Annotated in this window: 22 protein-coding genes and 1 tRNA gene; 19 read left to right on the top strand and 4 right to left on the bottom strand. The window is 38.8% G+C overall.

Features of this window, described 5'->3' with window-relative positions:
- Together MOZ64_RS02205 and MOZ64_RS02200 are read right to left on the bottom strand one after the other, a co-directional pair.
- The coding region (locus MOZ64_RS02205) for a helix-turn-helix domain-containing protein (protein ID WP_273343968.1) at positions 1 to 136 on the bottom strand (136 nt) is incomplete at its 3' end.
- 135 nt (positions 137 to 271) lie between these two features.
- Positions 272 to 1,228 (bottom strand): sugar-binding transcriptional regulator, encoded by a 957-nt coding sequence (locus MOZ64_RS02200; RefSeq protein ID WP_320324988.1) that lies wholly within the window; start codon positions 1,226 to 1,228, stop codon positions 272 to 274.
- A gap of 227 nt (positions 1,229 to 1,455) precedes the next feature.
- On the opposite strand from MOZ64_RS02200, the gene MOZ64_RS02195 reads away from it, so the two are divergent.
- From MOZ64_RS02195 to MOZ64_RS02165, 7 genes are all read left to right on the top strand, one after another.
- Positions 1,456 to 2,496 (top strand): NAD(P)H-dependent glycerol-3-phosphate dehydrogenase, encoded by a 1,041-nt coding sequence (locus MOZ64_RS02195; RefSeq protein WP_320324987.1) that lies wholly within the window; start codon positions 1,456 to 1,458, stop codon positions 2,494 to 2,496.
- A gap of 60 nt (positions 2,497 to 2,556) precedes the next feature.
- Positions 2,557 to 3,129 carry a nitroreductase family protein gene (locus tag MOZ64_RS02190; protein ID WP_320324986.1) on the top strand — a complete coding sequence of 191 codons (573 nt, stop codon included), beginning with the start codon at positions 2,557 to 2,559 and terminating at the stop codon, positions 3,127 to 3,129.
- Positions 3,130 to 3,135: 6 nt separating this feature from the next.
- Positions 3,136 to 3,423 (top strand): rhodanese-like domain-containing protein, encoded by a 288-nt coding sequence (locus MOZ64_RS02185; protein ID WP_320324985.1) that lies wholly within the window; start codon positions 3,136 to 3,138, stop codon positions 3,421 to 3,423.
- A gap of 28 nt (positions 3,424 to 3,451) precedes the next feature.
- On the top strand, positions 3,452 to 4,156 hold the full coding sequence (locus MOZ64_RS02180; protein WP_320324984.1) for a zinc metallopeptidase: 705 nt from the start codon (positions 3,452 to 3,454) through the stop codon (positions 4,154 to 4,156).
- A 93-nt stretch (positions 4,157 to 4,249) separates the two neighbouring features.
- Positions 4,250 to 4,621, top strand: coding sequence for a GntR family transcriptional regulator (locus tag MOZ64_RS02175; protein WP_320324983.1), 372 nt, complete (start codon positions 4,250 to 4,252; stop codon positions 4,619 to 4,621).
- 3 nt (positions 4,622 to 4,624) lie between these two features.
- Positions 4,625 to 5,482 (top strand): ABC transporter ATP-binding protein, encoded by an 858-nt coding sequence (locus tag MOZ64_RS02170; protein WP_320324982.1) that lies wholly within the window; start codon positions 4,625 to 4,627, stop codon positions 5,480 to 5,482.
- Complete coding sequence (locus MOZ64_RS02165; protein ID WP_320324981.1) at positions 5,479 to 6,084, top strand: ABC-2 transporter permease; 606 nt, start codon at positions 5,479 to 5,481, stop codon at positions 6,082 to 6,084. Before MOZ64_RS02170 ends, MOZ64_RS02165 begins: the two co-directional genes overlap by 4 nt.
- Positions 6,085 to 6,125: 41 nt before the next feature.
- On the opposite strand, the gene MOZ64_RS02160 is transcribed toward MOZ64_RS02165, so the two are convergent.
- The gene (locus MOZ64_RS02160) at positions 6,126 to 6,635 is read right to left on the bottom strand and encodes an HD domain-containing protein (protein WP_320324980.1); all 510 of its coding nucleotides are present in this window, start codon (positions 6,633 to 6,635) and stop codon (positions 6,126 to 6,128) included.
- 125 nt (positions 6,636 to 6,760) lie between these two features.
- Between MOZ64_RS02160 and ruvA the strand changes: the two genes are divergently transcribed.
- From ruvA to MOZ64_RS02110, 10 genes are all read left to right on the top strand, one after another.
- Positions 6,761 to 7,330, top strand: coding sequence for a Holliday junction branch migration protein RuvA (gene ruvA, locus MOZ64_RS02155; protein WP_320324979.1), 570 nt, complete (start codon positions 6,761 to 6,763; stop codon positions 7,328 to 7,330).
- 30 nt (positions 7,331 to 7,360) lie between these two features.
- Positions 7,361 to 8,356: a Holliday junction branch migration DNA helicase RuvB gene (ruvB, locus tag MOZ64_RS02150; protein WP_320324989.1), complete on the top strand. Its 996-nt coding sequence runs from the start codon at positions 7,361 to 7,363 to the stop codon at positions 8,354 to 8,356.
- A 60-nt stretch (positions 8,357 to 8,416) separates the two neighbouring features.
- The gene (gene uvrA, locus MOZ64_RS02145) at positions 8,417 to 11,248 is read left to right on the top strand and encodes an excinuclease ABC subunit UvrA (RefSeq protein WP_320324978.1); all 2,832 of its coding nucleotides are present in this window, start codon (positions 8,417 to 8,419) and stop codon (positions 11,246 to 11,248) included.
- Complete coding sequence (gene hprK, locus MOZ64_RS02140) at positions 11,241 to 12,188, top strand: HPr(Ser) kinase/phosphatase (RefSeq protein ID WP_320324977.1); 948 nt, start codon at positions 11,241 to 11,243, stop codon at positions 12,186 to 12,188. The genes uvrA and hprK overlap by 8 nt, the downstream gene beginning before the upstream one ends.
- A 3-nt stretch (positions 12,189 to 12,191) precedes the next feature.
- Positions 12,192 to 13,649: a prolipoprotein diacylglyceryl transferase gene (gene lgt / locus MOZ64_RS02135; protein ID WP_320324976.1), complete on the top strand. Its 1,458-nt coding sequence runs from the start codon at positions 12,192 to 12,194 to the stop codon at positions 13,647 to 13,649.
- Positions 13,650 to 13,730: 81 nt separating this feature from the next.
- The gene (locus MOZ64_RS02130; RefSeq protein ID WP_320324975.1) at positions 13,731 to 14,657 is read left to right on the top strand and encodes an NAD(P)/FAD-dependent oxidoreductase; all 927 of its coding nucleotides are present in this window, start codon (positions 13,731 to 13,733) and stop codon (positions 14,655 to 14,657) included.
- 39 nt (positions 14,658 to 14,696) lie between these two features.
- Positions 14,697 to 15,020: a cyclic-di-AMP receptor gene (locus MOZ64_RS02125; RefSeq protein WP_320324974.1), complete on the top strand. Its 324-nt coding sequence runs from the start codon at positions 14,697 to 14,699 to the stop codon at positions 15,018 to 15,020.
- Positions 15,021 to 15,086: 66 nt separating this feature from the next.
- Positions 15,087 to 16,322 (top strand): phosphoribosylamine--glycine ligase, encoded by a 1,236-nt coding sequence (gene purD, locus MOZ64_RS02120; protein ID WP_320324973.1) that lies wholly within the window; start codon positions 15,087 to 15,089, stop codon positions 16,320 to 16,322.
- Positions 16,322 to 17,986: a formate--tetrahydrofolate ligase gene (locus MOZ64_RS02115; protein ID WP_320324972.1), complete on the top strand. Its 1,665-nt coding sequence runs from the start codon at positions 16,322 to 16,324 to the stop codon at positions 17,984 to 17,986. The genes purD and MOZ64_RS02115 overlap by 1 nt, the downstream gene beginning before the upstream one ends.
- 66 nt (positions 17,987 to 18,052) lie before the next feature.
- Positions 18,053 to 18,138, top strand: a tRNA-Leu gene (locus MOZ64_RS02110).
- 147 nt (positions 18,139 to 18,285) lie between these two features.
- Here the strand turns inward: MOZ64_RS02110 and MOZ64_RS02105 are convergent.
- Complete coding sequence (locus tag MOZ64_RS02105) at positions 18,286 to 19,413, bottom strand: hypothetical protein (protein WP_320324971.1); 1,128 nt, start codon at positions 19,411 to 19,413, stop codon at positions 18,286 to 18,288.
- Positions 19,414 to 19,716: 303 nt separating this feature from the next.
- On the opposite strand from MOZ64_RS02105, the gene deoC reads away from it, so the two are divergent.
- Both deoC and MOZ64_RS02095 read left to right on the top strand, forming a co-directional pair.
- Complete coding sequence (deoC, locus tag MOZ64_RS02100) at positions 19,717 to 20,427, top strand: deoxyribose-phosphate aldolase (protein ID WP_320324970.1); 711 nt, start codon at positions 19,717 to 19,719, stop codon at positions 20,425 to 20,427.
- Between the two features lie 21 nt (positions 20,428 to 20,448).
- Positions 20,449 to 22,806 carry a glycyl radical protein gene (locus MOZ64_RS02095; protein WP_320324969.1) on the top strand — a complete coding sequence of 786 codons (2,358 nt, stop codon included), beginning with the start codon at positions 20,449 to 20,451 and terminating at the stop codon, positions 22,804 to 22,806.
- Positions 22,807 to 22,852 lie beyond the last annotated feature (46 nt).

Below are 22,852 nucleotides of genomic sequence, written 5' to 3'. Positions count from 1 at the left end.
GGTTTCGTTTCAATTCTCTGGAAATCGTACTCGGACTTCTTCCAAGTTGCTTCGCTATTTCACGAATCGATACGTCAGAAGAAGCAAGTAAAGATATGACTGTTCTCTCATTTATGTTAAGATGGTTATAGTTCATGGGATTCTCCTTGATAAATGTTTGTTTTGTCACTCACATTTTATCATTGAACCCATGGACTTTTTTTATTCTTATAGGCTGTTGCACTTATTATGATAATTTATCTATGAAAAAAAGAACGATGATCAAACATCGTTACAGATCCAATTTATTCGATAATTGTAAAACTTTTCGTGCGGTGGGTTGATCTATATATAAATAATCAACCAACTGACCATGAATGGCCGATAAAATGGATTGCGCTTTTTCGGTTCCTACCGCAATCACCACTTTATTCGGAATGGTACGGATGATGGATAATGGAACGGCAATCACACGACTATCTAATTCTTCATCGGCAATCTTTCCATCTTTGTCAATAAAATGACTACACACATCGCCAACTGCTTTTTCGGCAATATGATCATATTGTTCTTCCGTAAAATAACCCATTTGATAAAGGACCGTATCATGACCGATGGCACCAATGGAATAGACTGCAATATCACATCGTTTTGCACGATCTAAACTTTCATGAATAAATTGATCGGTTTGAATGCTTTGGGCAATATTGGGATTGGATACGATGGCTGGAGCAGGCAACATATAACCATCGCCATTGAAGGCATCCACAAATGAACGAATCGCCGTAGTATACCCGGCATCATAAAGGACTCTAGACACCCCACCATTCAATTGTACAATGGAGACATCCTTCTTTTTTACTGGGACCAAAACTTGTGAAAGCGTTGTTAGAGTACGTCCCCACGCAATACCAATCGTACTATGATCATTGACCAGCTTCGATAGATCTTCAGCAGCGGCTTGGCTGACATCTTGTAACAAGACACCTTGATTCTCGACGATATCGGATAAGATCGTCACTTTTTTTAGATGGAAGCGAGCCATAAATAAATTTTCCAAATCGGTAAAGGAGTGTTTTGGTTCGACAATGGAAATTTTTACAAATCCCATTTCTGAAGCTAATTTGATCAAACGACTGACCGTAGACGTGGATAAATGTTCTTGTTTCGCAATTTCAATTTGTGACAGCCCCAATTCATAATGCAATTTCGCAATGCGGACAATCAGGTTGGTACGATATTGATCCATAGGACAACCTCCTTGCAATAAATTTCATATCATGAAATCGTTGATCTTCATATATCAATATAACGAAATAAATAAAAAAATACAATAAAAATAAATCCTTTATATAAGGCTATATTTCATCAAAATGAAATTAATCTCAATATATAAGAATAATCCTATTTCTTGTTGACAAGCCCCTTTTTTATGCGATAATGAACCTGTAAAAATAAATCTGGAGGAACAATAAGATGAGTATCATTACATTTATTGGTGCTGGACAAATGGCCAGTGCATTGACATTCCCTGCTTTTGAAAATGGTCATGAAGTACGTCTGGTTGGTACACCATTGGATCGTGACGTGATCGATGGATTAAGAAAGGATAATTTCCATATTCATTTAAAGAGAACCCTACATGAAGGCATTCAATACTATCAAGTGGAAGAAATGGAAGAAGCCATTCAAGGAGCAGATGCCATCTTAGGTGGTGTATCTAGCTTTGGTGTAGATTGGTTTGCTCAAGACGTTCTGCCCAAGATTCCAAGAAATATTCCATTGCTTTCGGTTACCAAAGGGATGATCGATCAAGAAGACGGTTCCATGATGACGTATCCTGAATTTTGGGAACAAACCGAAGGAGGAAAAGGCCTATCGATCAATGCCATAGGTGGACCATGTACTTCCTATGAATTAGCGGATAAAGATCATTCCTGTGTTGCTTTTTGTGGAAGAAATATGGAAACATTACACGAGTTAAAGCAGTTATTCTCAACGGATTATTATCATATTTCTTGTTCCACGGATGTGGTTGGTGTGGAATGTGCTGTTGCCTTGAAGAATGCCTATGCCTTGGGTGTATCCCTAGCGGTCGGTTTGGCCGAAAAGAAAGAAGGCATTGGAGCCATTCATTACAATTCGCAAGCCGCTTTATTTGGTCAAGGGGTTCGTGAAATGCGTAAACTATTAGCCATCGTTGGTGGTAAGGATGACAATATCGTATATGGTGCTGGTGACTTATATGTAACGGTATTTGGTGGACGGACACGTAAGATTGGTACCCTATTGGGACGAGGTCTAAGTTTTGATCAAGCGATGGAAGAATTAAAAGGGGTCACTTTGGAATCCATCGTCATTGCCACGCGTACTGCACGGGCAGTGAAACGCTTAGATGCATTGGGAAAAGTCAAAAAAGAGGAATTTCCATTGTTGATGCATGTTGATGAGATCATAAATCAAGGAAAACCAGTCAATATTCCTTGGAAATCATTTGAAGTTGAATATAATGGATAATTTTTTAAGGTGTTAAGCATATCTTGTGTTTACACCTTTTTTTTATGCTAAAATGAAGCCATGCTCAAAGATTTATTAAAACGAAATCGCAGTACACGTGGTTTTGATGAAACACAAAAAATAGATAAAGAAACATTGAAAAAATGGATTTCATATACTCGTTATTGTGGTTCGGCTTCCAATCGACAACCGCTTAAATATTGTCTTTTCAATGAAAAGAAAGATGTTGAAGGTTTATTATCGCTGACAAAATGGGCGGGTGCACTACCCGAAGAGCATTTGCCAAAACCCCATCAACATCCAGTTGCTTTTATTGTGATCTTACAGGATACAACCATTTCCAATGGACGATTTGTGATGACCGATGTAGGCATTGCCGCTCAAACCATTCTTTTATCTGCCGTAGAAGAAGGATATGCAGGATGCATGATTGGTGCTTTTGATCCGAACAAAGTTCAAACATATCTACATCTTGAAGACCATCTGGTTCCATGCCTTTTGATCGCATTAGGAAAAGGAAGGGAATCAATCCAATTGATTGATCATACGGATTCGATCCAGTATTATCGAAAAGATGGCGTCCATTATGTACCCAAACGAACGATGGATGAAATACTCGTGGAAAAGGAGTAGTAGACGATGTTTTTTCAACGAAAGAAAATAGATATTCAAGCAGGAATCAAAGAATTTCAAGAGACACCAAATAGTATATTATTGGATGTACGGACCAGAGAAGAATTTGCATCCAAACATATTCCCCATGCGATCAATGTCCCGCTGGATGAAATCGATGCGTATCAGCCTGAAAATAAAAAATATTTTGTATATTGTCAAAGTGGTCGACGATCGATGATTGCCGTTCAACAATTGAAACAAAAAGGGGTGGATGCCGTGAATATTGGCGGGATCCAAGACTATGTGCTATAATCGACAAAAATAGTAAGGATGTGAATTTATGTATTATCCTATGTTTTATATTGATCCCCTCTATATTATATTGGTAGGACCAGCGCTTATCTTTACTGGATGGGCCCAATGGAAGGTGACTTCCACTTATAAAAAATGGCGTCAATACGGGAATAGTCGTGGTATGACAGGGGCTCAAGCAGCCAAATATATGATGGAACAAAATGACATTTATGATGTTGATATTCAAATGATTGGTGGAGAATTGACCGACAATTACAATCCGGCCAATAAAGTAGTCAGTCTTTCTAGTGATATTTATAATGGCACAAGCATTGCGTCCATTGGCGTGGCTTGCCATGAAGTAGGACATGTGATCCAACATCAGGTTGGGTATTTCCCTATCAAGATTCGTAATGCGATCATTCCCATTACGAACATTGGTGCGACATTAGCGATTCCATTGATCATTTTAGGTTTGATCTTAAATGCGGTCAACCTAGCATGGCTTGGCGTTTTATGTTTTGGCTTATCTACCCTTTTTCAATTGATCACATTACCCGTTGAATTTAATGCGAGTCATCGTGCCCTGCAAACCATTGATTCTTGTGGTTTGTTTACCGGTACCGATTATCGTGGAGCCAAAGCCGTTCTCACGGCTGCTGCATTGACATACGTCGCTGCCCTATTTGTGAGCTTGATGCAATTGTTGCGATGGGTCATCATTATTGGCGGCAATTCACGCGATGATTAAACAAAGAAGGCTTGATTCTTCATTAGGAAGAATCAAGTTTTTTTGTTGGCAACAGTTATAAACTGTTATATACTGTTATATGAAAGGAGCCCTATGCCTATTATTATCAATACATCTTTGATGATTCCTATTTATGAACAAATTGTGGATCAAGTCAAGACCATGATTCGAAATGGCGAACTACAAGAAAATGATGCCTTGCCATCGGTACGTTCCTTATCCAGAACATTAAAAATTAGTGCTTTAACGGTTAAAAAAGCATATGATACCTTGGATCATGAAGGATTTACGGTAACGATTCATGGAAAAGGAACCTATGTAACGGTAACCAATACCGAATTGTTGTTAGAAGATCAAAGAAAAGAATTGGAATCCGACTTAGAAAAAGTGATTCAAAAAGGAAAACGATTTGGTTTTTCACATGAAGAGCTCAAAGACTTGTTGGATGTGTTATTGGAGGATTGATGTATGGAAGTTTTAAAAGTAGACCAAGTACAAAAACGATATGGTTCGTTTGCTTTACGTTGTTCGTTACAAGTGGAAGCTGGTCATATCACAGGCTTGATTGGCAAGAATGGAGCGGGGAAAACAACCTTATTTAAAAGTATTTTGGGATTGATTGCTATAGATGGCGGAACGATCACATTATGGGAAAAGAATATCCGTCAAATACAAGCCAACGATCGAAATGCTCTGGGCGTTGTCCTTCCCGATACGGGAATGAGTGAATATTTAACCATTTCACAAATCCTTCCCATCTTACAAAATATATATACCGTCTTTGATCGAGATTTTTTTATCCATCAGGCACATCATTTTCATTTGCCTATGGATAAGAAGATCAAAGATTTTTCCACTGGCATGAAAGCCAAATTAAAAGTATTGATTGCGATATCTCACAAAGCCCAATTATTGATCTTAGATGAACCAACAGCAGGATTGGATGTGATGGCCCGTGAAGAAATCTTAGATCTTTTAAGAATGTTTATGGAAAAACAAGAACAAGGAGCAATCTTGATGAGTTCTCATATATCGAATGATCTGGAACAACTTTGCGACGATATATATTTGATCGATGAAGGACAGATCCTGCTTCATGAAGATACCGATGTGCTATTGGATGAATACGCTATCTTAAAAGTCAATGAAGGACAATACCAAAAGCTTGATACGTCCTATCTTCTGCGGGTAAAAAAAGAGGACTATGGCTTTCAATGTTTGACCAATGAAAGACAATATTATGTTGAAAATGCACCAGAAGTTGTCATGGAAAAGGCATCCATTGAAACCATACTTGTCTTGATGACAAAAGGAGAAAAAATATGAAGGGACTCTGGATCAAAGACCTACAATATATCTATCTACAAAAATATTATTTCATCATGGTCGTCTTACTATCGATTGGATCGTTATGGTCGGATGATCCCGATTTCATCCTTACTTTTTTTCCTGCCATTCTTTCCTTTTTTACCCAAAGTTCAATCAGTTATGATGAATTGGATCATGGCTATACATTTCTATTTACGTTGCCCATTTCACGAAAAGACTATGTGATTGAAAAATATCGTTTTATGTTGGTTTTTTTATGGGGTGGTTGTTTGTTGATTGATTTGTTGATGATTCTATTGGGTAAGGTACCAAATACAACAGATACCTATGGACATATGATCATGATTGCTTGTGCAATGGTCATGGTTCAATCGATCCTTATTCCAATTCGTTTGAAATTTGGTATGGAAAAAAGTCGCATTGTGATGTTTTTGATCTTTGGTGGTTTTTTCCTATTGATTGCCAAACTAACAAAAGTGTTTGCTTCGATGCATCTATCGAATACTTTATGGTTAGGAATCTTTCTGTTTCTTAGTGTCATAGGATATGGAATTTCCCGCTGCTTAAGTATTCGCATCATGAATAAAAAAGAATTCTAATAAAAAAATACCAACAGATTTCATTCTGTTGGTATTTTTATCTAATCCAGACCCAATTCAATTCGCATGGATTTTGATAAATAACGAATATTCAACATTTCGCCAATGGCACAAACTTTATCCATGATCGAAACCAAATAGCTTTCTTTATATTTGGGTGGAATCGGTGTTAAAGGGAACATATGACGATGAATGATGTTGGCTTCCACTGGATTGATTCCATAATCCTCATTGGCTTTATTCATCGCGATGCGCGGATGACAGAAACCATGCCATTTATGCGAATCATCTTTTTCATGCCAGTCATATAAAAAATAATCATGTAATAATGCACCTTTGACCAAGGATGCTTCTCGAAAAGAAAAAGGCATATGTTTCGCAATAAAGTAACTGGTGTACGCTACACCAATGGAATGTTCATAAACAGTTGTACCACGATGTTGAGTGAAATTACGCTCTTGATTCATTAAATCGGAATCGGCAATTCCTTTACTATAAGCTAAAAACTCTTTTTGTGTTTGTGTTAACGGTTTAATTTTGTTTCTTTCCATTTATACCCCTCTTTGTTAAGATCGAGAAAAGTATAATCACTTTTATTTCAATTTACAAGTAAATTGACAATTTCACATAATTTGTAAGTATAATGATATAATGAAGCTATTAAGGAGCAAGAAATATGATCGCATTTATTCAAGGAACCGTACGATTGATCCGAACAGAAACCATCGTTGTGGATGTACAAGGTATTGGCTATGAAATTTATGTAAGTCGACCTGAAACGGTCCACTTGGGTAAAGACTTATTTTTATATACCTATCAATATGTACGGGAAGATGCCATTCTCTTATTTGGTTTTGAAAAAGAAGAAGATTATGAAGTATTTATGCGCCTGATCAATGTCCGGGGCATTGGTCCGAAAAGCGCATTAAATATTTTATCAGCCATTTCAGGTTCACAAATGATTGAAGCAATCGAAAAGGATGATGTCCAACGCTTGAAATCGTTACCCGGTATTGGTGCGAAAACGGCCAGTCAAATCGTGTTGGATCTAAAAGGTAAATTTGTTTCGATTGAAAAAGAAGATGCCAGCATGGATGATCCAGCATGGAAAGAGACCCAGGAAGCTTTGATCAGTTTAGGCTATAAAGCCAATCAATTGCAAACGATCAAAAAAGAATTGGCCAATCAAGATCTGACCACCGAACAAATGTTACAAAAAGCATTGCGTCTTCTCGCAACACAATAGAAATGAGGAATCTTATTGAATACAAGAACAATGGATGCACAACTTCAAGAACAAGATACGATTGAAGTCAGTTTACGTCCCCAAACCTTGGATGAATATATTGGTCAAAAGACTTTAAAGGCAAATTTATCTGTTTTTATCAATGCTGCCAAACAACGAAATGAAGCATTGGATCACGTGTTGCTCTATGGTCCACCGGGACTAGGAAAAACCACATTGGCCTATATCTTGGCCAATGAGATGCATGGCAATCTAAAAACAACATCGGGGCCTTCCATTGAAAAAAGTGGGGATCTTGCCGCTATTTTATCGACTTTGGAACCTGGTGATGTATTGTTTATTGATGAGATCCATCGCTTACCCAAACAAGTGGAAGAAGTGCTTTACCCCGCCATGGAAGATTATTGTCTGGATATTGTCGTGGGCAAAGACAGTGCCACGACCCATTCGATTCGATTGGATCTTCCGCCCTTTACTTTAGTGGGAGCAACAACGCGTGCGGGTGATTTAAGCGCGCCTTTACGCGATCGTTTTGGGATCACTAGTCAACTGGAATACTATTCTTTAGAAGAACTGTCACAAATTGTGGCACGGACCAGCCGTGTTATGAACACAACTTGTGAAAAAGAGGCTGTCAATGAAATTGCTTTGCGTTCACGTGGCACACCACGTATTGCTAATCGCCTATTCCGTCGAGTACGTGATTTTGCCCAAGTCTATAATGAAGGAGTCATTTCCTTAGATATTGCCAAACAAGCACTGGATCGTCTACAAGTGGATCATTTGGGATTGGATCGAGTCGACCACAAATATTTACGAGGAATCATTGAACGTTTTCGCGGGGGTCCAGTGGGATTGGAAGCCATTGCTTCCAGTATTGGTGAAGAACCAAGCACCATTGAAGATGTGTATGAACCCTATTTACTTCAAATTGGTTTCATCAATCGGACGCCGCGTGGTCGTATTGCTACGCACAAGGCATATGAACATTTACATATCCGTTATCAACAAGATCTCTTTGAGTAAAAAGATGGAAGTATCCATCTTTTTTCGTTATAATGAGTCGCGAAAGAAGGGGGATGTACCATGGCACAAAAATATATAGATATCAAAGGAGCTCGTGAAAATAATTTAAAAAATATCAATGTGAAAATTCCCAAAGATCAGTTTGTAATCCTGACAGGGGTTTCGGGTTCTGGCAAATCATCTTTGGCTTTTGATACGATCTATGCAGAAGGACAACGCCGATACATGGAAAGTTTATCCAGTTATGCGCGTCAATTTTTAGGCAATAGTGAAAAACCAGATGTGGATGAAATTTCAGGTTTATCACCAGCCATTGCGATTGATCAAAAGACCACATCCAATAATCCACGTTCAACCGTTGGTACATCCACGGAAATTTATGATTATTTGCGACTGTTATATGCACGAGTAGGAACGCCCTATTGTCCGCATCACCATATTCCTATCACAGGAAATACGATCAAAGAAATGGTCGATAAGATCATGGAATTACCCGAAGGTACGCGTTGTACTATTTTAAGTCCGGTCGTTTCAGGAAAAAAAGGAATGCATAAAGATTTATTGAACGATCTTGGAAAAGAAGGATATGTACGTGTTCGCGTCGATGGCGAAATCAAATATATCGAAGAGATGGATGATCTGGAAAAAAACAAAAAACATTCCATTGATGTTGTCGTTGACCGCATTATTCGTAAAGACAATCGTTCGCGTTTTTATGATTCCTTAGAAACCGCTTTAAAATTAAGCGATGGATTGGCCATCTGTATGACACCGGATGGTGAGACTTTGTTTTCTAGTAACTATGCTTGTAAGATTTGTGGCTTTTCAGTTCCCAAATTAGAACCACGCTTGTTTTCTTTTAATGCCCCTTTTGGTGCTTGTCCAACATGTAACGGGTTAGGGATCACGCAAAAAGTAGACTTGGATTTGTTGATTCCAGATTGGGATAAAAGTATCAATGAAGGCGGAATTCGATATTATAAAAATATTGTGAATAGTGAAAACCTGGAATGGCAGCGTATCGATGCTTTGATGCAATATTATGAAATTGATAAAGACCTGCCCTTAAAGAAACTCAAGAAAAAGGAGTTGAACTATATCTTATATGGTTCGGATGTAGCTATTGCGTATACGTTACATTCTCGTTCAGGCATTACCCAAACCAAATTGGAATATATTGAAGGTGTTTGCCCAATGATCGAACGACGCTATCGTGAAACCGGATCGGCATTTTCCAGAGAATGGTATGGCTCCTTTATTTCCGATCAAGAATGTCCGACTTGTAAAGGTGCTCGTTTGAATGAACAAGCTCTTTCGGTACAAATACAAGGTAAAAATATCTATGAATTTACGCAAATGAGCATTCAAGAAGCCCGACAATTCATGGATCATTTGGAATTGAATGATATGCAAGCCAATATTGCCCAATTAATTGTAAAAGAAATATCCAATCGATTAGAGTTTTTGGATCATGTGGGTCTAGGCTATATGACTCTTGATCGTTTGGCCGGTTCTTTGAGTGGTGGTGAGGCCCAACGAATTCGCTTGGCTACGCAAATTGGTTCCAAACTGACGGGTGTCATGTATGTATTGGATGAACCAAGTATTGGTTTACATCAACGAGATAATGATAAGTTGATCCATTCTTTAAAAGAAATGCGGGATCTAGGAAACACCTTGATCGTTGTGGAACATGATGAAGATACGATGCGTGCGTCCGATTATATTGTCGATGTGGGTCCGGGTGCGGGCATTCATGGAGGAACGATCGTTGCTGCCGGTACACCCGAAGAAGTGATGGCCAATCCGAATTCCTTAACCGGTGCCTATTTGAGTGGTCGTAAATATATTCCGATTCCGAAAAAAAGACGAAAAGGCAATGGTAAAAAAATTCGTATTGTCCAAGCCCAACAAAATAATTTAAAGAAAGTGACCGTTGATTTAAAATTAGGTACGTTTACTGTAGTGACGGGGGTATCGGGTTCGGGCAAGAGTTCTTTGGTAACCGAAGTATTGACGCATGGTATCCAACATACGTTGGGAAAAGCACATGTACAACCGGGCAAGGTCAAAGCCATCAAAGGATTAGAAAACATCGATAAATTGGTTGAAATTTCGCAAGATCCGATCGGTCGGACGCCACGCTCCAATCCAGCCACTTATACGGGTGTCTTTGATGATATTCGTACTCTATTTGCGCAAACCAAAGAAGCAAAATTATTAGGATATGATAAAAGTCGTTTTTCTTTCAATGTGAAAGGGGGACGGTGTGAAGCTTGTCAAGGGGATGGTATTTTAAAAATATCGATGCAATTTTTACCCGATGTCTATGTAAAATGCGATCAATGCGATGGGACACGATACAATGAAGAAACGTTACAAGTCAAATACAAAGGAAAATCGATTGCCGATGTTTTAGATATGACTGTCGATGAGGCTGTGACTTTTTTTGATTCTGTATCCAAAATCAAACATAAGCTCCAAACCTTATCGGATGTAGGGTTGTCTTATATCAAATTGGGGCAATCGGCAACGACTTTAAGTGGTGGTGAAGCACAACGTGTCAAATTGGCGAGTGAGCTGCAAAAAAAGCCTACGGGCAAAACATTATACGTGTTGGATGAACCGACAACGGGTTTACATAGTGATGATGTAAAAAAATTAATTGATGTTTTACAACGTTTAGTTGATCATGGTGATACAGTATTAGTAATTGAACACAATCTAGATGTTGTGAAATGTGCGGATTGGTTAATTGACATGGGTCCTGAAGGGGGCGATCAAGGTGGAACGGTTGTTTGTACAGGTACACCGGAACAAGTTGCCCAAGTGGAATCCAGTTATACCGGTCAGTATTTAAAGCCGTTGTTAGAAAGAGGCCACTATGAATAAAGTCACAGTCAGAGATTTAGCGGAAAAATTTCATTGGAAAGTTGTTGTTGGCGAACAAGAAGCTTTCAATCGACCTGTCAAAGTAGCAGATACTAATCGTCCGGGATTGGAGTTGGCTGGTTATTTTCCTGATTCGATGACCAAACGATTGGTGATCATCGGTGAAAAAGAAAGTAAATATATTGAAGAAGAAATGGATCAAGTTTCGCAGCGACGGGCTTTTGAATTTTTAACCAGTGATGAAACACCGGCCATTGTTGTGTGTCATGAACAATCGGTACCGGAATCTTTGATCGATATTGCGCAGCGAAAGAATTTTCCTGTTTTCACAACAAATGTCAATACTTCACAAGCAATCATCAATGTGACGAATTATTTAGATGAACGATTGGCTGAATCCATGATCATTCATGGTGAGCTCATGCGTATATTTGGCGTGGGTGTCTTGATCACGGGGCGTTCTGGTATGGGAAAAAGTGAAATTGCTTTGGAATTGGTCAAAAAAGGACATCAGATCATTGCGGATGATCGGGTGGATTGTTATCATATCCATAATGGTTTGATTGGTCGATGTCCCGAATTACTACAAGGATATATGGAAATGCGTGGTATTGGAGTCATCGATGTTACACGTATGTATGGCGTCAGTTCTTTTTCGCCCCAAGCACAAATACGCTTGCATTTAGTTTTGGAACCATTTAAAGATTCAGTCCAATATGATCGTGTGGGTATTGAAAAGAAAGAATATACGGAAATATTTGGCGTTAAGATCTTAAAACAACGGATTCCAGTGAGTTCTGGACGGCCAATGTCGACAATTATTGAAACAGCAGTCACAAATTATTTATTGATGCAAAATGGTATTGATTCTGCGAAAGAATTTGAGCAGCGTGTGATTGCGCAAATTGAAAAAAATAAAGAAGAAGAGGATGATGCGTGAGTTATGCAGTTTTTTCCTAGTTCAAAAATATTCGTGTCCTTTGGAACACTCCATATTACTTGGTATGCCGTATGTATTTTGACAGGGGCTTTGCTGGCTTATATACTCTGTCAAAGAACCATTCAAAAATGGGGATATGCCAGTGCTTTATTGGAAGACTATTTATTTCCTTTATTATTGATTGGTATTTTGGGTGCACGAATCTATTATGTGATCTTTCAATGGGGGTATTATTCGCACCATGTGGAAGAAATCATTGCGATATGGCATGGTGGACTAGCCATTCATGGTGGTATCATTGCGGGGTTGTTATTTAGCCTGTACTATTTTCATCGCCACCATGTTTCTTTTTTGCGTATGTTTGATCTGATCATGCCCAATGTTTTGTTGGCACAAGCTTTTGGTCGATGGGGCAATTTTGCGAATCAAGAAGCCTATGGACAAATTGTATCCGCTTCGTATTATCGATATTTCCCTTCCTTTATCAAGAATCAAATGTTGATTGATGGATATTATCGTCAACCTACTTTTTTATATGAAAGTTGTTTGAATCTCATCGGTTTTCTTTTAATTTCTACCATTGGTCGAAAGAAATTGTATCGACATCGTGGAGATTGTGGATTCATGTATTGTGTTTGGTATGGCATTACGCGTTTCATCGTCGAAGGAATGCGTTCGGATTCTTTGATGATTGGTTCTTTTCGAATGGCCCAGATCATTTCCATCGTGGCCATTGTCATTGGCCTGTTGGGTTTAAAAGGCATTTTTCATCGTATTTTTGGATGGTATCACAAACCGGTGATCTTATTGGATGTGGATGGTACCATTTCTTCAAGCAAAGCTTGTGTTTCGCAAATTTGGACGGATATCTTTGAAAAATATCGTCCGGATATTCCATTGACCCAAGCTCAAAAAGATTCTTTTTTAGGACCTACGGTAGATGCTACGATAAAGAAATATTTCCCAAATGAAGATGGTCATACGATTCATGAAATGTATGATGCTTTATATGAAAAATATGCCTCACAAATGATCATGCCGATTCCCGGGGTTGAAGATACACTTCAATACCTACATGACAATGGGTATTTTATTGGGGTGGTTTCCAATAAAACCACCAATTTGATCGAAATTGATCTGAATTTGATGGGAATCGATTCTTGTGTGGATTGTGTCATTGGTGCTGAAAATATGCCAAAACCAAAGCCGAGTGCTTCTGGTTTGGTTGCAGCTTGTGATGTTTTAAATGTGGGCCATGATGATTTAATTTATGTAGGAGATACTTGTCAAGATGTACAAGCGGCGCGCAATATGGCAGCTTATTCCATTGCGTTTAGTGCGTATTCATCGGAAAAAAAGGAATTATTGGCATATGATCCTTGTCGTTTGATTCATTCGTTTCATGAGCTCCAAGATATTGTCCAAGAAAGTCGTTCTTGGTGTGATACGCGAATCTGGTGATTGTTTGATCACCATTTTTTTATGCATCCTCTTTGAATTTTGATCCAAGTTCCGCCATACTAATAAAAAAGGAGATTCATCATGGAAATAAAAAAGCTTGATTTGATTATTATTGGGGCAGGGCCAGCCGGTATGAGTGCTGCCATTTATGGTTCTCGTGCGGGATTACATACAGTCATGATTGAAAGTGGTGCGCCAGGTGGTAAATTATTAAAAACATTTAAAATAGCGAATTATCCAGGTACGCCTGATGTCAATGGCGCGGATCTTGCGGCGACCATGTTTGAACAATCGACGGCCTTTGGGGCGGAATATGTGTATGGTGATGTTGTTGAGATCACCAAAGAGAAAGAAGTAAAACTTGCCGATGGCACAGTATATCAAGGGAAAGCGGTCATTGTCGCAACGGGTACTCAAGAAGCCATGATGGGTATTCCAGGCGAAAAAGCGGCTGTGGGTCATGGCGTTAGTTTTTGTGCCGTATGTGATGGTGCTTTCTTTAGAAATCAGCCAGTAGCGGTCGTAGGTGGCAATAACTCTGCCATCGAAGAAACGGCGTTTTTATCACAATTTGCCAATAAGATCTATATGGTTGTTCGTGGCGATGATTATACGGCTGAATCAAGCAATCAGAAATTGATTGAAGGTGATGAAAAGATCGAGAAGATCACAAACGCAAAACCAGTAGAAGTCATTATGGAAAAAGGCAAAGTGACCGGTTTGGTGATTGAAGATCTGAAGACCCATACACAACGCACATTGGACGTAAAAGGAATCTTCCCTTATGAAGGTGAAAATCCAATGAGTTCTGCTTTGGTTTCTTTGGATGTTGTGAATACCCGTGGCTATGTGGTCGTAGACCAAGATCGTATGACCAAAGTACCAGGTATTTATGCGGCAGGCGATATTGTGGATAAAGATCTTCGTCAAGTGGTTACGGCCACCAATGATGGAGCCATTGCTGCGCAACACATCAATCGTATGATCAAGATGAAAAAGTATCAATAGCCAATATTTGTATTATAATAAGGGTAGGAGGAAGTACGTATGAAACTCATTTTAGCCATTGTTTCCAATGATGATAGTAGTATGTTGATTCGCGGTTTGAATAAAGAATCTTATCAAGTCACCAAGTTGGCAACAACCGGAGGATTCTTACGTGCTGGCAATACCACTTTATTGATTGGTTGTGAAGCTGAAAAAGTACAACGCGCTATTGAGATCATTGGGAAGTATTCTTCACAAAGAGAAGAGCTGGTTCCCAATACAGCAGGTTATGATATGGGCGCATTTTCAACCTATCCCGTAAAAGTGACCGTTGGCGGCGCGACCGTTTTCGTCTTGGATGTCGAACAATTTTTAAAACTTTAAAAATAGAGCTTTTTGGCTCTATTTTTTTGGTACAATAAAACCGATGAGGAAAAGAAGGAGTAGACTATGAAAATATTAGTTGTTGGAAAAGGCGGTCGGGAACATGCATTAGCATTGGCTTGTTCCAAATCACCTTTATGTACAGAATTATATGCGGCCCCTGGAAATCCAGGCATGGCTCAATTTGCGCATTGTGTAGATATCCGTGATAGTGATATTGATGGATTGGTGGCTTTTGCGAAAGAAAAGCACATGGATTTGACGGTTGTTGGTCCAGAAGCAACATTGGCATTGGGAATCGTTGATGCGTTCCAAGATGCGGGACTTCGGATTTTTGGCCCTACGAAAGCAGCTACACAAGTCGAATCGAGTAAAGATTTTGCGAAGAAGATCATGGCTAAGTATGATATTCCAACAGCTGCGTATCAAACATTTGATCAAGAAGAAGAGGCTTGGGCTTATGTACAAGCCAAAGGCGCTCCCATTGTCATTAAGGAAGATGGTTTGAAAGCCGGAAAAGGGGTTACTGTATGTCAAACCATAGATCAAGCCAAAGAAGCATTGGATGTTGCCTTTGCGATTGAAGGCAATCGCGTTGTTATTGAAGAATGTTTGGTAGGTTTTGAATTTTCATTGATTTCATTGGTTCATAACGATAAAGTATATCCTTTAGAAGTAGCCCAAGATCATAAACCCGTTGGGGATGGTGATGTTGGTGCCAATACCGGTGGTATGGGTTCCTATAGTCCCGTAAAAAAGATCACGCCGGCTTTAAAGGAAGAAGCCTTAGAAAAAATTATTTATCCAATGGCAAACGCAATGGTCAAAGAAGGCGTACCATTTACGGGATTCCTATATGGTGGCTTGATGGAAACCAAAGATGGCGTGAAAACAATTGAATTTAATGCACGTTTTGGTGATCCCGAAGCCGAAGTGATTCTACCTCGCTTAGAAAGCGATTTCGTTCAAGCGATGTTAGATGTCATGGATGATAAACCTGTGGATCTAAAATGGACAAAACAAGTGAGTCATGGTGTGGTCATGGCAAGTACCAATTATCCACAAAGTTCTACCAAGGGAGCTGTGATTGAAATTCCGGATGATCTAAATGGTTATGTTTATCATATGGGAACCAAGATGCAAGATGGAAATTTGGTGACCGATGGTGGTCGAGTTTTGATGGTTACGAACATGGCTGATACACTAGAAGAAGCATTTGAAAAAACATACCAAGATGTAGAACGTATTCAATGTACTGATTTATTTTATCGTCATGATATTGGAAAGAAGGATATGGACTAATGACAGATTTAGAGATTGCTCAAGCAACACCAATGGAACCGATTCAAAAAGTAGCTGCAAAAATTGGCATTCCCGAAGATGCTTTGGAGTATTATGGGAAATATAAAGCAAAATTATCGTTTGATTATTTGAAATCGATACAAGATCGACCACATGGAAAGTTGATCTTAGTGACAGCTATCAATCCAACCAAAGCAGGTGAAGGAAAGAGTACCACAACGGTGGGTTTAGGTGATGCTTTGAATCGCTTAGGCAAGAAAACGATGATGGCTTTGCGTGAACCAAGTTTAGGGCCTGTTTTTGGCTTAAAAGGAGGAGCAACGGGTGGTGGCTATGCCCAAGTCGTACCGATGGAAGATATCAACTTACACTTTACCGGGGATATGCATGCGATCACAACGACGAATAACTTAGTTTGTGCTTGTTTAGATAATTCGATCCATCAAGGCAATCCATTACATATAGATCCAACGAAAGTCACATTTAAACGGTGTTTAGATATGAATGATCGTACCCTTCGTGATATTACCATTGGGCAAGGTTCAAAAGCCAATGGAGTGGAGCGGAAAGATGGATTTAACATCACGGTGGCATCGGAAGTCATGGCTGCTCTTTGTTTGGCTGATGACTTGATGGATCTAAAAGAGCGTTTTGCCCGTATGCAAGTAGCCTATACATATGATGGCGATCCTGTTTATGTTCGTGATCTAGGAATTCAAGGTGCCATGGCGATGGTCATGAAAGATGCCGTATTGCCAAATGTTGTACAAACATTGGAACATAATCCAGTATTGATCCATGGTGGTCCATTTGCGAATATTGCCCATGGATGCAATTCGGTCATTGCGACAAAAGCTTGTTTGGAATTGGCCGATTATACCGTAACGGAAGCTGGTTTTGGTGCCGATCTAGGTGCGGAAAAATTCTTGGATATCAAGTGTCGATTAGCCAACTTACAACCAAATGCGGTAGTCATCGTGGCAACGATTCGTGCATTGAAGCAACATGGTGGCGTTGCCTTTGAAGATTTGAAAGAAGAAAATGTGGATGCGATGTTAGCGGGTTGTGGCAACTTAGCAAAACATATCGATACGATCCAAAAATTTGGTTTACCTTATATTGTTGCAATCAATCAATTTGAATCCGATTCACAAAAAGAAATTGAAGCATTGGAAAATTGGTGTAAAGAAAATGGTCATCCAATGTCTTTGTCCCAAGTATGGGCAAAAGGTGGTGAAGGAGCATTGGATCTTGCACAACAAGTGATCGATCTTTGTGATCAACCAAATACTTACGCGCCATTGTATGATGTCCATGCTTCGATCGAAGATAAGATCAATACCATTGCCCAAAAAGTATATGGGGCAGATGGAGTCGATTTTACGGATGAAGCCAAAGCACAAATCGAAACATTCAATCGATTGGGTTGGAATGAATTACCGATTTGTATGGCCAAAACCCAAATGTCATTGACCGATGATGGCAAGATCATGGGTCGTCCGACTGGATTTAGAATCACGGTTCGTGAATTACGTCCTAGTTTAGGAGCTGGTTTCATCGTAGCATTGACGGGTAAAGTATTGACGATGCCAGGTTTACCAAAACATCCGAGTGCATTGGATATGGATATTGACGAAAACGGCAAAATCGTTGGTTTATTCTAAGGAAAGAGGACATATGAAAAAACATATGTCCTTTTTTTTGAAGTTCATGATATAATAAAGCCACTTGCAGAAGTGGCGGAACGGCAGACGCGCTGTCTTCAGGCGGCAGTAAGAGCAATCTTGTGAGGGTTCAAATCCCTTCTTCTGCACCATATGTCTAAGAAGTCCTTATCAAAAGGGCTTTTTTTATGTGTTTTAGTATTTATTGGTTGATAATGTCTTATATCTTGTCTTTCGAATATTTTTCTACTACATATTGTATTGTTCATTCCATGTTCTGTTGATGTGTATGTGAGATATCAATGGATTAAATCATGATGGATATAAATGTGTTCATCGTCGATTGCAAACTGTAAATCCTGACTATAGATACTATGGAATGATGTTAAAGTATCGATGAATGGTTTGACAAATCCCCCCTGGTTTTGAAGGAGTTTTTTCATCATCATTTCTGTATGAGCATTATTGAAAGAAATCAGTTTATCAGAAGCAGAAATCAAAGCTTCATCGATGGGAGACTTACTTAATAATGGAGCTTTTTCAATTGTTTTTCCCATGGCTTTGCTTAGAGTAGAAATTCTTTTTCTAGTTTCATATTCGACAGAATTTTTTGCGTCTTTTTCTATGATATCATAGCATTCTGTGTATAATTTTCGATACTCCAATGAGTAATGATACAGTTTGTTAATAACAGATTGAATATAACCAGGATCAAATGATTCACTTAAAACAATTTCTAACAAAGAAGCAAAAGACAAAAGATAAAGACTCAGTTGATCATTGACCAAGTCATTTTTTACAGTATATAGTTTCTTTTTTACGTCCTTATCCAGGAATAAGAATTCCTTTTCAGTGATTTCTTTACGAATTTGACTTTGAAAAAAATCAATTTTCTGTTCTGCTCTTTCTTTGATATCTAATGTTTTTAAATGATTATTCTTGAGATACAATTCATTGTTCCAATTATATTTGTAGGTATTGATCACATCTGTTAAATAAACTAAACTTCCTTGTAACTCGGAGTGTTCCTTTTGTTCTAAGAATGATTGGATATCTTTTTGCGCTTCGTTGATTTCGCTTAATTTATACTCAATAGCGTAGAGAGTTACCATCATAAAAAGTGTGGTAGGATCTACAGGAGCTGTTTGTAGTATGGCTTGCCCAACCACTTGGTTTGTTTCATTGTTAAGAACAGCTCCTAGCAACCCAATGCCATTCCTTCGTTTTGCTAAATGAGTTCCTTTAGGAACATTGACCCAATATAACCCACTTTGATTATTTCCTAAAACAAATTTTTGTAACAAATTGGCAACAGGTTCCAATCCTGCTCCCAATGTTAAAAAAGTAGTATAAGGAATTTTTGTAAAATTATCATCCTTTTCTATTTTTACTTCATCTTTTATCGGGAGAATAGAAATAGAAGACATTTTTTTGCTATTTCTTTTTGTTTGTTTGAAGAATGAATAGTTGTAATATCGTTTTTCATGATTCGAATCCTTTCTTCTACAGGATAATTTATATGTTCTTTATTAATATTTTACTGCTATGACAGATATAGCGAAAGATAGATAGGTGTATATAATATGTATTTCACAGATTTGCTATTTAGAGTTTCTTAACAACGAACATAAAAGAAAATAAACGAAAAAATATAGTTTCATAACGAACATAATGTGCTATTATATAGTCGCAAGGAGGAAAGATAACAAAAGTTATCAAAAATACATACTATGAAACCAAATAAACCAGCAAAAGAAATGACGACGAGAGAATTAGCACAATACATTGATTACAGTGTATTGAAACCAGAATTTACTGAACAAGAAATTATTGATTTGACCAAAGACGGTGTGCAATTGGGATGTGCCACAATTTGTATCAATCCAGGATACATGGATCTTTGCGAACCGTATGTGAAAGGATCCGATACCATGCTTTGCCCAGTGACGGATTTCCCATTTGGTGATAGCTCAACAGAAAGTCGAGTACAACAGATTGAAGCCGTCGCAAAATATGATACAGTAAAAGAAGTAGATATCGTTGCCAATTTTGGTAAGATTCGTTCTGGAAAATTAGATGAAGTAACAGAAGATTTAAAAGCATGTGCCGAAGCCGCTCATAAATATGGACGTGAACTGAAAGTTATTTTGGAAACCGATGCATTGACAGAAGAAGAAATCAAGGCTGGATGCCATTGTGTCATGGATTCAGGTGCCGATTTCATCAAGACAAGTACTGGATTCTTAACCGGACATGAAAATGTCGGTGCTACCCCAGAAGTTATCCAATTGATCATGGACGAAAACCAAGGAAAATGTAAAATCAAAGGTTCTGGATGCATCCGTACACGTGAACATTTCTTGAAATTAATTGATATGGGTATCGATCGTATGGGTGTTGGTTATCGTTCTGTGCCTGTTGTACTTGATTTGAAAAAGTAAAAAAATAAGGAGGTTTGGCCTATGATCAATGAGCGTACGAAACGCCTTCGAGAAAAGATGGAAAAACGCAAAGCCACAATTTGTTCCCAAAGAGCCGTATTGTATACGCGATCTTTCCAACAAACCGAGGGCGAACCATATATTTTGCGTAAAGCCAAAGCATTTGCTTATACCCTAGAACATATGACCATCTATATGGAGCCAGACTCTTTAATCTTTGGCAATCAGGCATCTCATAATTTTGCCGCACCGATCTTTCCAGAATATTCCATCCAATGGCTCATTGATGAATTGGATACTTTTGAAAAACGATCGGGAGATATCTTTTATATTGACCAACAAACTAAATCAGATCTTCGTTCGATTGCCCCTTATTGGCAAGGACATACGCATGAAGACCGTGTAAATGCCCACTTGACCGATTCCATACGAATTGCTGAAAAACAGGGCGTACTCCATCGAGGGGGCATTTCGATGAGTGGTGATGGCCATATTGTACCGGATCATGAAATGGCGTTAAAACAAGGCTTTCGCGCCATTATTGATGAAGCGAAAACCAAATTAAATACAGAACTTTCCGATGAACAAAAAGCTTTTTATCAAAGTGTCATCATTTCTTTAGAAGGCGCATTGACTTACTTTAAACGCTATGGAAAACTCGCCAAAGAACTGTCTATAAAAGAAACCAATCCGAATCGTAAACAAGAGTATGAAGTCATGTCGACCATGGCTATGACCATGATGGAACAAGGGGCTCGCAGTTTCTATGAAGCTGTGGAAGTCACCTATATGATCCATGTGCTACAAATGATCGAAAGTAATGGACATTCCTTCTGTTATGGACGATTTGATCAATATCTCTATCCTTATTATCAACAAGATCGTAAATCGGGCCTCCTAACACCAGAAAAAGCCTTAGAGATTATCACGCACATGTTCATTATGAATTCTTCCCTCAATAAAGTACGTCCGTATGGTCATACAAAGTTTTCCCAAGGCTATCCGCTCTATTCGAATCTAGTGGTTGGTGGCTTAAAACCAGATGGTAGCGATGGAACCAATGATTTGACATATATGTGTATCGAAGCCATGCATCAATGTCGATTGTCCGAACCAAACTTCTCCGCACGCTATCACGCAAACTCACCACGATCTTATTTACGTGCTTGTGCCAAACTCATCCGAACTGGATGTGGGATGCCAAGCATGTTCAATGATGCGATCGTAGCCAAAGGTATCATGGATCTAGGTATCTGTAAAGAAGATGCCCTGGATTACTGTCCAATTGGTTGTGTAGAAACTGGTGTTCCTGGTAAATATGGACACCGAGCTACCGGAATGACCTATGTAAACTGGGGAAAAGTATTAGAAATCATGCTCCATGATGGAGTCGATCCCAATACGGGCATTTGTATGTTGAAAGGAAAACCCAAAGAAACATACGATCAATTATGGGCAGAATGGAAACGTTATTTAAAATTCTATTCGGATATTAGTGTAGCTTGTGATGCGATATGTGATGAAAGCTTAGAAATCTATGATGCAGACCCACTCGCTTCGTGTTTGATCCAAAACGCGATGAAATTAGGTAAGACCCTAAAACAAGGCGGGTGTAAATATGATGTGATATCCCAATCGAATATTGGACCATCGGTCGTAGGCAATTCTTTATATACAATAAAGAAACTGGTGTATGAAGATCACACATTGACATGGGAACAATTGCTGAACGCTATGGATGAGAATTGGCAATCCGAAGAATCCATGCGCATACGCAACAAAATATTACGTTTGCCTAAATTTGGAAATGACATCGATGATGTCGACCAAATCGTTGCGGATGTATTTGATTCTTATTTGGAATTATTGCCTTCTTACCATACCATTCGTCAAGGTAGAGGACCAGAAGTCAGTTGTTATACGATGTCAACTTCAAACATCACATCGTATGTGCCAAATGGCTTTGTGGTTGGAGCTACACCCGATGGGCGCATGGCTGGTAGCCCATTAAATGAAGGCTGTTCACCAACGCAAGGAACGGATCAAACCGGACCTACCGCATTAATCAATTCGGTATCCAAATTACCGAATGTACGTGTAGCAGCTGGACAATTGTTAAATATGCGATTGAGTCCACAAACACTAGCGAAAGAAGCTGATTTAGAACGCTTTATTGACTTCTTGATTGTTTCTGCAAAAAAAGGCATTTATCATAATCAATTTAATGTTGTATCCTCTCAGGAACTCAAAGAAGCTCAAAAATATCCGGAAAAACATACGGATCTCATTGTTCGTGTGGCTGGATATTGTGCCCAATTTGTATCGTTGATGCCAGAAGCACAAAATGCTATCATCGCACGAACCGAGAATACGTTTTAAGTCATAGTTCGATGAATTATGACTTTTTTATGTGGTATACTTTTTT

It is taken from the genome of Absicoccus intestinalis, from assembly GCF_033971885.1.
Classification (GTDB): Bacteria; Bacillota_I; Bacilli_A; order Erysipelotrichales; family Erysipelotrichaceae; genus Absicoccus; species Absicoccus intestinalis.
This window is presented reverse-complemented; position numbering and strand designations above follow the sequence as displayed.